The 8,343-nt window shown below is 70.2% G+C and carries 5 protein-coding genes; 2 read left to right on the top strand and 3 right to left on the bottom strand.

Features of this window, described 5'->3' with window-relative positions; translation table 11 throughout:
* Positions 1-98: 98 nt before the first annotated feature.
* Positions 99-1,055, bottom strand: coding sequence for an alpha/beta hydrolase (locus ACY0MJ_RS04495; protein WP_462637086.1), 957 nt, complete (start codon positions 1,053-1,055; stop codon positions 99-101).
* A 122-nt stretch (positions 1,056-1,177) separates the two neighbouring features.
* Between ACY0MJ_RS04495 and ACY0MJ_RS04490 the strand changes: the two genes are divergently transcribed.
* Positions 1,178-3,556: a hybrid sensor histidine kinase/response regulator gene (locus tag ACY0MJ_RS04490; RefSeq protein WP_462637085.1), complete on the top strand. Its 2,379-nt coding sequence runs from the start codon at positions 1,178-1,180 to the stop codon at positions 3,554-3,556.
* On the opposite strand, the gene ssb is transcribed toward ACY0MJ_RS04490, so the two are convergent.
* Both ssb and ACY0MJ_RS04480 read right to left on the bottom strand, forming a co-directional pair.
* Positions 3,553-4,041 carry a single-stranded DNA-binding protein gene (ssb, locus tag ACY0MJ_RS04485; protein ID WP_462637084.1) on the bottom strand — a complete coding sequence of 163 codons (489 nt, stop codon included), beginning with the start codon at positions 4,039-4,041 and terminating at the stop codon, positions 3,553-3,555. The genes ACY0MJ_RS04490 and ssb overlap by 4 nt on opposite strands.
* 26 nt (positions 4,042-4,067) lie before the next feature.
* On the bottom strand, positions 4,068-5,273 hold the full coding sequence (locus ACY0MJ_RS04480; protein WP_462637098.1) for an MFS transporter: 1,206 nt from the start codon (positions 5,271-5,273) through the stop codon (positions 4,068-4,070).
* 160 nt (positions 5,274-5,433) lie between these two features.
* Between ACY0MJ_RS04480 and uvrA the strand changes: the two genes are divergently transcribed.
* Positions 5,434-8,313 (top strand): excinuclease ABC subunit UvrA, encoded by a 2,880-nt coding sequence (gene uvrA, locus ACY0MJ_RS04475; RefSeq protein ID WP_462637083.1) that lies wholly within the window; start codon positions 5,434-5,436, stop codon positions 8,311-8,313.
* Positions 8,314-8,343: the final 30 nt, after the last annotated feature.

Genomic DNA, 8,343 nt, shown 5'->3' with positions numbered 1-8,343 from the left:
TGGGTTCGGGGTGGTCTTTTTTCCGCCGGCCCTCCCCTACCCGCGAGGATGCTTGGTGGTGTGGGCTGGGCGGTGAGCGCAGCGAACCCCAGCAAACCTCAGTGCCGCGCGAACACGAACGCGCGGATCGCGTCCGTCAGCGCCGTGTCCGGCGTGTTGATCGCGTAGACCTCCGACATGTGGCTGTGCCCGCGCAACTGCAGCAGCGGCCCGCAGTGGCCGGCGCTGCACAGCGCCGCCTGCGCCTGCTCCGCCTGCTCGTGGAAGTCGGACGGGTCCAGCTCCGCGTAGGTCACCAGCATCGGCAGCCGCGAAGCCGCCATGCCCGGCAGCGCCGAGCGGCGGGCGTACAGGGAGGCGTCCTTGCCGAAGTAGGCCTGCAGCGTCGGATCGGGCTGCGCGCTGGACGGGTCGAACAGGCCCGACACGAAGATCGCGCCGGCGATGCCGCCGCCCGGCTCGACGTGGAAGCGCGGGTGGCCGATGTACTGCGCCACGTGCGCGGCCCCGGCCGAATGCCCCATGAGGTAGATGCGCTCCGGGTCGCCGCCGCGCGCGGCGATGTTCTCGCGCACCCAGACCAGCATCGCGGCCAGGTCCTCCTGGGCCGCCGGCCACGGGTGCTGCGGCGCGAGGCGGTAGGTCGTGTTGACGCCCACCATGCCGTTCTTCACGGCCCACAGCGCGATGTTGTCGTAGAAGGGGCTGTTGCCGGTGCGCCGGTTGCCCGCCACGAAGGCGCCGCCGTGCACGAAGATGAGCACCGGCCGCGGCGCCGCGTCGGGACGCTGCGGCGTGAAGACGTCCAGCAGGTTGCGCTCGGGATCCGGCCCGTAGCGCACGGCGCGCGTGACGGTCACGCCTTCGTAGGGTTCGCGCTGCTGCAGGGGCGCATAGAGCGCCGCCGTCCTGGGCGGGTCCACCACGCGGCCGATCTGCCGCAGCTGCGCCTCGATGGCTTCGGGCACCTGGGACGGCAGCGCGGCGATGGAGACCGGCCGGGTGGCGCAGCCCGCCAAGGCCAGCACCCCGGCGGCGAGATAGGCAGCACGCATCGATCCTCCTGCGGGTATGGTTTGCGCAGGATTATGGTTGCAGTGCGCCATCCGCACGACAGCGGGACCAACGCTGGAGCATCTGCCGCTAACATCGCCCGGGATCGCACCCCTTCCATCCGATGAAGCGCACGCCTTACCTGTTCAGCGCTGGCACACCGATGGCCGAGCGGCTTCGCACGACCGACTGGGATTCGACGCCCCTGGGTCCGGCCCAGCACTGGGACGCCGCGCTGAAGACGCTGGTCCCGATCATGCTGGCATCCAGCCAGCCCATGTTCATCGTCTGGGGACCCGGGCGCACGCTGGTCTACAACGACGGCTACGCCGAGATCCTTGCCGCCAAGCATCCCGGTGCGGTGGCGCGTGACTTCCTCGATGTCTGGGACGAGATCCGCGACTCCCTGACACCCATCGTGGCGGCCGCCTATCGCGGCGAGCCGGTCCAGATGGACGACATCGAGCTCTGGATGGAGCGCCGCGGCTTCCGCGAGGAAACCCACTTCTCGTTCTTCTACTCCCCGGTCCGGGCGGAGACCGGCGAGGTCGGCGGATTCTTCTGCGCCTGCACCGAGATCACCGCACAGATCCTCGCCGAGCGGCGCCTGAGCGAAAGCGAAGCGCGCCACCGGGGCGTCCTGGAGAACATGGAGGAGGGCTTCATCCTGCTCGATCGCGAGTTCAACATCCTGGAGGTGAACGAAGCGTCCATGCGGATGGTCAGGCTGGCCCGGCACGACCTGGTCGGCCGCAGTCACTGGGAGCGGTTTCCAGGCACTTACGAAGGCCCCCTGGGCCGCATGTACCGCGAGGTCGCATCGCTGCGGCGGCCCCGCACCCTGGAACACCTCTACCGCTTTGCGGACGGTCGCGAACGGTGGTTCGAGGTTCGCGCCTTTCCCGTGGGCGATGGCGTCGCCGCGGTCTTCCAGGACGTCACCGAGAGGCGCCGGCTGCAGGAGGAGCTGTCGGCGTCGTTCGAACGCGTGCAACTCGCGCTGGATGCGGGCGCCATCGTCGGAACCTGGGTGTGGAACATCCCCGAAGACCAGTTCGTGGCGGACGAACGCTTCGCCCTGAGTTTCGGGCTGGACGCCGCCAGGCTGAAGGCGGGCACGCCGCTCAGCTATGCCGTCGCGGCCATCCACCCCGAAGACGTGGAGCGCGTCAAGGCGGCCGTCGACCACGCGCTGCAGGCCGGCGGCAGCTACAGCGCGCAGTATCGCGTGCTCAGGGATGGCGCTTACCGGTGGGTGGAAGCGAGCGGACGGATCGAGCGGGACGGGAACGGCAGCCCCTTGCGGTTCCCCGGCGTGCTGCTCGATATCGAGGAACGTCGCCGCGTCGAAGCGGAGCGGGACCGGATGCTCGAAGCACTCCAGGTCGCGGACCGGCGGAAGGACGAATTCCTCGCGATGCTCGCGCACGAGCTGCGCAACCCGCTTGCGCCCATCAACACTGCCGCGCACATGCTCAAGCTCGCAGGGGCGGATCCGCGGCGCATCGCGGAAGCCGGCGAAATCATCTCACGCCAGGTGGGCCATCTCACCCGCCTGGTGGACGACCTCCTCGACGTATCGCGCGTCACGCGCGGCCTGGTACGGCTGGAACGGGAGCCCGTCGACATGCGCGCGGTCGTGTCCACGGCCATCGAGCAGGTCAAGCCCCTGCTGCGGTCACGCGGCCACGAACTGCGCACCCGCATCGGTGCCGGTGCGTGCACCGTCGACGGGGACTACCACCGGCTCGTCCAGGTCGTCGCCAACCTCCTGAACAACGCCGCCAAGTACACGCCGCAAGGCGGCGCCGTCGAAGTGCGCCTCGAGCCGCGCGAGGACCGTGTGGGCGTGACGGTGACGGACACCGGCATGGGAATCGCCCCCGGGATGATCGACCAGGTGTTCGAGCTGTTCACGCAGGGCGAACGGACGCCCGACCGCAGCCAGGGGGGTCTCGGCATCGGCCTCGCACTGGTGCGCTCGCTGGTGCAACTCCATGATGGCGAAGTCCGCGCGAGCAGCCCTGGGCCGGGCAAGGGAAGCACTTTCCGCGTGGACCTGCCTCTGGCCCGGGTGGAGCCGGTCCCCGCAGCGGCGGAAGCCCCCGGGCGACCCGCTTGCGGTCGAAACATCCTCGTCGTGGACGACAACGAGGACGCCGCGCTCACGTTGCGCGACGTCCTGGAGCTGCTGGGCCACTCGGTGACCGTCGCACACGACGCGGGGAGCGCCCTCCGGGGGGCCGCCGCCGCGACGCCATGGGACGCGGTCATTCTGGACATCGGCCTGCCGGACATGACCGGCTACGAGCTGGCGCAGCGCCTGCAGGAGCACGCGGCCGGCCGGGACGCGGCGTTCATCGCGCTCACCGGGTATGGGCAGGCGCACGACCGCGTCATCTCGAAGAATGCGGGCTTCGACCACCACCTGGTGAAGCCCGCGGACATCGCGCGGCTGGCGGACATCCTTGCAGGAGCCGCCGCGCGGGTTGATCCGGCCTAGAACGGGATGTCGTCGTCCATGTCGTCGAAGCCGGAGGCCGGCTTCGACGCGGGCCGCTGCGCCGCCGGCGCGGGCGCGCGGGCGGGGGGCGCCGAGCGGCGCGGGGCGCCACCGCCGTCGTCGTCGCCACCGGACGGGCCGCCCATGCCCTGGCGGCTGCCCAGGAGCTGCATCTCGGTGGCGATGATGTCGGTGGCGTTCTGCTCGACGCCGTCCTTGTTGGTGAATTTGCGGTAGACGAGGCGGCCCTCGACGTAGATGGGGCTGCCCTTCTTCACGTACTCGCCGACGATCTCGGCCAGGCGGTCGAAGAAGCTGACGCGGTGCCACTGGGTTTCCTCGACCATCTCGCCGCTGTTGCGGTCCTTGCGGCGGCTGGTGGTGGCGACGCTCACGTTCGCGACGGCCTGGCCCGAGGGCAGGTAGCGCACTTCGGGGTCGCGCCCGCAATTGCCGACCAGGATGACTTTGTTGACGGATGCCATGGGGTTCCCCTCTGAAATTGGGTCGATTATGTGGCCTCGGCCTCGTCGGCGAGAACCTCCTCGGCCGTCTGGCGGGCCTGCGGCGCGCGCATGGGCCAGGCGACCACCAGCCACAGCAGCATCAGGGCCGCGGCGGCGCCGAACAGGCCTCCCCACCCAACGTCCTTGGCCAGCCAGCCGCCGACCGCGCCGCCGGCAAAAAATCCCAGGGATTGGAGGGTGTTGTACACACCGAGCGCGGCGCCGCGCGAATGCGCCGGCGCCAGCCGCGAGGCGAGGCTCGGCTGGGTCGCCTCCAGCACGTTGAAGCCGCAGAAGAACAGGAACAGCAGCGCCGCCAGCACCGGCACGGTGGGATGCATGGACGCGGCCCACAGGCCGGCCTGCACCAGCAGCACCAGGCCGATGGCGCCCAGGAACACGGCGCGCAGGTAGCCGCGCCGCTCCAGCGGGAACAGGCCGCCCATGACCACGAAGGACGCGACCACGGTGGGCAGGTACACCGTCCAGTGCCTGTCCTTGGGCAGGCCCGCTTCCACCAGCAGCACCGGGATCGCCACCCACATGGCCAGCTGCACCGCGTGCAGCACCAGCACGCCGAGGTCCAGGCGCAGCAGCGGCGCGTGCTTCAGCACGTCGACGAGCCGCCCGCGCGGCACATTGGCCTTCTCCGCGGGCGCCGGCGGCGTCCACCACATCACCACCGCGATGCAGCCCAGCGCCAGCAGCCCCGTGATCGCGAACAGGCCGCCCAGGCCGATGATCCCGGCCAGCATCGGCGCGGCCACCAGCGACACGGCGAACATCAGGCCGATGCTGGCGCCCACCAGCGCCATCGCCTTGGTGCGCACGATGTCGCGCGTCTGGTCCGCCAGCAGCGCGGTCACGGCGGCCGAGACGGCGCCCGCCCCCTGCAGCGCCCGGCCGGCCACCAGCCAGTGCAGGTCGGGCGCCGCCGCGGCGACGAAGCTCCCCGCCGCGAACACCAGCAGGCCCAGCGCGATCACGCGCTTGCGCCCGAAGCGATCGGAGGCCAGCCCGTAGGGGATCTGCAGGATGCCCTGCGTGAGGCCGTAGATGCCCATGGCCATGCCCACGAGGGCCGGGTCGTCGCCGCCGGGATAGCGCGCCGCTTCCAGCGCGAACACGGGCAGCACGAGGAACAGCCCCAGCATGCGGGCCGCGAAGATCAGCGCCAGCGAGCCGCTGGCACGGCGTTCGGCCGGGGTCATCCGGCTGGACAGGGCGGTGGGGGAATCGGTCACGAATGGCAACGGGGCGCGCCGGCGGGCCCGGCAAACCCCGCATTCTCTGCCATATCGCACAGGGCCCGGGTGCACGGGAAAGGTGGGCGGCCTATCATGTCGGGTTTCCCGTGGCGCGCCCCCGACCTTGAACACAAGCACCGAAGGCAAGTACCTGCATGACGCGCTGGGCCAGCGGATCAGCATCCGCGGCGCGCGCACGCACAACCTCAAGAACGTCGACCTCGACCTGCCGCGCTACCAGCTGGTGGTGATCACCGGCCTGTCCGGCTCCGGCAAGTCCTCGCTCGCCTTCGACACGCTCTATGCCGAGGGGCAGCGGCGCTACGTCGAGAGCCTGTCGGCCTATGCCCGCCAGTTCCTGCAGCTGATGGACAAGCCCGACGTGGACCTGATCGAGGGCCTGTCGCCCGCGATCTCGATCGAGCAGAAGGCCACCAGCCACAACCCGCGCTCCACCGTCGGCACGGTCACCGAGATCCACGACTACCTGCGCCTGCTGTTCGCGCGCGCCGGCACGCCCTACTGCCCGATCCACGACGTCCCGCTGCAGGCACAGACCGTCTCCCAGATGGTCGACGCGGTGCTGGCCCTGCCCGAGGACACGCGCCTCATGGTGCTGGCGCCGGTGGCGCGCGAACGCAAGGGCGAGTTCACCGAACTGTTCGCCGAGATGCAGGGCCAGGGCTACGTGCGCTTCCGCATCGGCCGCGACGTGTTCGAGGTCGAGAGCCTGCCGAAGCTGAAGAAGGCCGAGAAGCACGACATCGACGTCGTCGTGGACCGCCTGAAGGTCCGCCCCGACATGCAGCAGCGCCTGGCCGAGAGTTTCGAGGCGGCGCTGCGCCTGGCCGACGGCCGCGCCGTGGCCGTGGAGATGGACAGCGGCCGGGAACACCTCTTCAACGCGAAGTTCGCCTGCCCGGTCTGCCACTACTCCATCAGCGAGCTGGAGCCGCGCCTGTTCTCCTTCAACTCGCCGGTGGGCGCCTGCCCCAGCTGCGACGGCATCGGCACGATGGAGTTCTTCGACGCCACGCGCGTCGTGGCCTTCCCCGAACTCTCGCTCGCCAGCGGGGCGATCAAGGGCTGGGACCGGCGCAACCCGCACTACTTCGCGCTGATCGACAGCCTCGCGAAGCACTACAAGTTCAGCGTCGACACGCCCTTCCAGGACCTGCCGCCGAACGTGCGCAAGGTGCTGCTGCACGGCTCGGGCGAGGAGGAGATCCGCTTCGCCTACACGCTGGAGTCCGGCGGCCGGCGCGTGAACAAGAAGCACCCCTTCGAAGGCATCCTGCCCAACATGGAGCGGCGCTACCGCGAGACCGATTCGGCCGCCGTGCGCGAGGAGCTCGCGCGCTACCGCAGCCTGCAGCCCTGCCCTTCCTGCGAGGGCACGCGCCTGCGCAGCGAGGCGCGCCACGTGCGCCTGGGCGAAGGCGCCGACGGCAAGGCGATCTACCAGATCGGCCACATGACGCTGCGCGACAGCCAGGCCTGGTTCGAGCACCTGCAGCTGCACGGGGCCAAGGCGGAGATCGCCGCCAAGGTCGTGCGCGAGATCGCCGCGCGCCTGAAGTTCCTCAACGACGTGGGGCTGAACTACCTGAGCCTGGACCGCAGCGCCGAGACGCTCTCCGGCGGCGAGGCGCAGCGCATCCGGCTCGCCTCGCAGATCGGCTCCGGCCTCACCGGCGTGATGTACGTGCTGGACGAGCCCTCGATCGGCCTGCACCAGCGGGACAACGACCGCCTGATCGGCACCCTGCAGCACCTGCGCGACCTGGGCAACAGCGTGCTGGTGGTGGAGCACGACGAGGACATGATCCGCGCGGCCGACTACGTGGTGGACATGGGGCCGGGCGCCGGCATCCACGGCGGGCAGGTGGTGGCGCAGGGCACACCCGACGAGGTGCTGGCCAACCCCGAATCCCTCACCGGCCGCTACATGGCCGGCACGCTGAAGATCCCGGTGCCGGCGAAGCGCAACCGGCTCGGCGAGCAGCCGGACCCGCAGGTGATCCGCATCGTGCGCGCCTCGGGCAACAACCTGAAGGACGTGACGGTGGAGATCCCCGTGGGGCTGCTCACCTGCGTCACCGGCGTGTCCGGCTCCGGCAAGTCCACGCTGGTCAACGACACGCTGTATGCCGCCGTGGCGCGCGAGCTCTATCGCGCGCACGAGGAGCCGGCGCCGCACGAGGCGATCGAGGGCATCGAGCACTTCGACAAGGTGATCAACGTCGACCAGTCGCCGATCGGCCGCACGCCGCGCAGCAACCCGGCCACCTACACCGGCCTGTTCACGCCGATCCGCGAGCTGATGGCCGAGACCAACGTCGCCAAGGAACGCGGCTACGGCCCGGGGCGCTTCTCCTTCAACGTCGCGGGCGGCCGCTGCGAGGCCTGCCAGGGCGACGGCGTGGTGAAGGTGGAGATGCACTTCCTGCCCGACGTCTACGTGCCCTGCGACGTCTGCCGCGGCCAGCGCTACAACCGCGAGACGCTCGAAGTGCAGTGGAAGGGCCGCAACATCGCGCAGATCCTCGACATGACGGTGGAGGACGCGTACGAATTCCTCAAGCCGGTCCCGGCCATCGCCCGCAAGCTGCAGACGCTGCTGGACGTGGGCCTGTCGTACATCAAGCTGGGGCAGGCCGCGACCACGCTGTCGGGCGGCGAGGCGCAGCGCGTGAAGCTGGCGCTGGAGCTGTCCAAGCGCGACACGGGGCGCACGCTCTACATCCTGGACGAGCCGACGACCGGGCTGCACTTCGCCGACATAGCCCTGCTGCTGAAGGTGCTGCACCAGCTGCGCGACGCGGGCAACACCATCGTCGTCATCGAGCACAACCTGGACGTGATCAAGACGGCCGACTGGGTGATCGACATGGGGCCGGAAGGCGGCGACGGCGGCGGCACGGTGGTGGTGGCCGGGACGCCGGAGGAGGTGGCGGCGGATCCGCGCAGCCACACGGGGCATTACCTCAAGCGTCTCCTGTAAGGCGGTGTTTGCAGGCTGGCGGCCTACAAA

It is taken from the genome of Ramlibacter sp. bp-362 (assembly GCF_054956735.1).
Note: the sequence above shows the minus strand (reverse complement) of the source record. Positions and strands in the feature narration are given on the sequence as shown.